Source organism: Succinimonas sp., from assembly GCF_045225735.1.
Lineage (GTDB): Bacteria > Pseudomonadota > Gammaproteobacteria > Enterobacterales > Succinivibrionaceae > Succinimonas.
Genome location: NZ_JBGVBR010000010.1, coordinates 1 through 2,087, shown reverse-complemented (window position 1 = coordinate 2,087; position 2,087 = coordinate 1). Strand labels below are relative to the sequence as shown.

The following is a 2,087-nucleotide window of genomic DNA, read 5'->3' as shown; positions in this document are numbered from 1 at the left end:
GGTTTAAAGACACCTGACGGCATGGAAATTACCGCTCTCAGCTGATGATTTTCCACCAGTTCCCGCCTTATGGACTGGTGAGCTTTGGAAGAACCGAACAGCACCCCGTCAGGTACAATGCAGGCGCACTGTCCGCCCTTTTTCAGGATCCGCAGGAAGAGAGCGATAAAGAGGAGTTCGGTTTTCTTGGTATTGGTTACCGCCTTGAGATTGTCATTGATGCTTTCTGCGTCCACCGTGCCCTTGAAGGGAGGATTGGCCAAGCAGATGGTGTATTTGTCGCAGATTTCATTTTTTTTGGAAAGGCTGTCCAAATAGGCGATTTCAGGATTGCTGATGGAATGCAGCATCAGATTCATGGCTGAAATTCGGAGCATGGTGTGGTCAATGTCATACCCCGAAAACATGGTACTTCCGAAATGCTTCCACTGCTCTTCGGTCATGTCGTCTTCATAATGCCTGCGGATGAATTCCGCCGAACTTATCAGGAACCCCGCCGTGCCGCACGAGGGATCGCAGACAGAGTCCTCTGGCGTCGGTTTCAGAAGCTCTACCATCATCTCCCGGATATGCTTGGGAGTGCGGAACTGACCGTTCTGCCCGGCTGATGAGAGCTTGCTCAGCATGTACTCGTAAAGATCACCCTGGAGATCAAGCCCCTTGTGAAGCTCGGTCTTATACAAATCATTAAGACCACTTATGATTTTATCCAGCACCAGCGGCGTAGGGATCACAAAAACCGCCTTCTCCATATGCTGAGTAAAAGCGGAGTTCACCGAAGATTCACCGCCTGAAACAGAACCGTACACTTCGGGATCCGGCCATACCATTTGGCCACGGGAATTAAAATCGGGAAGGCGGCCGTTTTTCATGGCCTTTATGGCCGGAAAAACCCGCAAGGACATCAGATCAAAAACTTCTTCCGGAGAACCCAGAGTTGAGAAGTTGCTCCAGCGCATAGCCTGTCCCGCAGGCGTGTCGGGAAAGATCTTCGGAAGTCTCTCCCCGCAATCACGCTCCAGCGACTCTGTATCCAGTTCTTTCTCATCCAGGGAATGAATAAACATCAGGTAGGTCAGCTGTTCTATGATGGTCAGCGGGTTTGTTATGCCCCCTGCCCAAATATCTGTCCAAATCTTGTCGATTTTGTTCTTGATTTCGCCTGTTATCATCTTTTGCTGCATTCTCCTGAATTTTACGAGCCTGTTTCCGGCAGAAAACTTCACTTCTTGCCCAGTACCATCATGTCCCTATGTGTAAATGGCGGTGGGGTTAAATATGGAAAGCAAGTTTTAGATTAGCCGAGAGCCTTACCTGTCTGCATCGTATTGTCTATGCGGTTATCATACACCATTCATTAAGGTTCCGCCCCTCAGGGTTTTCCGCAATCTTGACATAGTTCCGGGATTCTCAGCTCCGAAATCGGAATTGATGCGGGACCCCTCATGACCACAGGATTTTTTGTCCTCCGTCTATTCCCTGAAACGTCCTTACCGCAAGTCCGCTCGGTTCATCATGCACGACAAGATGATTGCCGCCGTAAGACAGATCGAGGACAACAACGGCATATACCTCCGACAGCCGGGAATTACGAGTTCCGGGTTCTCAGAACCTCGCAGGAAGACGGCTCCTCCCGGGCTCTTGAGGAGATCAAGTGGACGGGGCTTAAGAGCGTCATCAATGTAATTGACCATTACGACAACATGACGGTGCTGATCTGCCGATTCATGGGCAACGAAACTCTTTCGGAGCTTTCTGAAAATCAGCTTGCCACCTGCTGGACAAGAAAACTTCCGGCTGTGAGATACGGGTATTCAGTCACAGCCGAGCAGCCTCTCGTGGCAACAAGGGACATCGCTCCGGTGGTGCAGTACATCGTGCGGAACTCCAAATACCGCAATATTCTGGATGAGGATACGCTCATGGACTTTGATGAGCTCTGGCGGTCTCAGGGCCTGGGGTGCAGCGGCTCCATAGACAGCGACAGCACGCTCCTGGAATCGCTCAGAGATGTGCTTAACTGCGGCTTTGCGATTCCGGTGGTGCGGGATAACACCTTGTCCATCAGGAGGCTTTATGCCGGAGCC

At 50.9% G+C, this 2,087-nt stretch carries 2 protein-coding genes and 1 pseudogene; 2 read left to right on the top strand and 1 reads right to left on the bottom strand.

The features are described from left to right. Positions 1 to 1,172, bottom strand: a 1,172-nt coding sequence (locus tag ACJROR_RS00300; RefSeq protein WP_406545353.1) for an N-6 DNA methylase, incomplete at its 3' end; no start/stop codon positions are given. Between the two features lie 343 nt (positions 1,173 to 1,515). Here ACJROR_RS00300 and ACJROR_RS00295 point away from each other — a divergent pair. Both ACJROR_RS00295 and ACJROR_RS00290 read left to right on the top strand, forming a co-directional pair. Beyond that, on the top strand, positions 1,516 to 1,686 hold the full coding sequence (locus ACJROR_RS00295; protein ID WP_406545352.1) for a hypothetical protein: 171 nt from the start codon (positions 1,516 to 1,518) through the stop codon (positions 1,684 to 1,686). Positions 1,687 to 1,727: 41 nt separating this feature from the next. Further along, positions 1,728 to 2,087 (top strand): annotated as a pseudogene (locus tag ACJROR_RS00290) (phage tail protein); the annotation flags it as partial.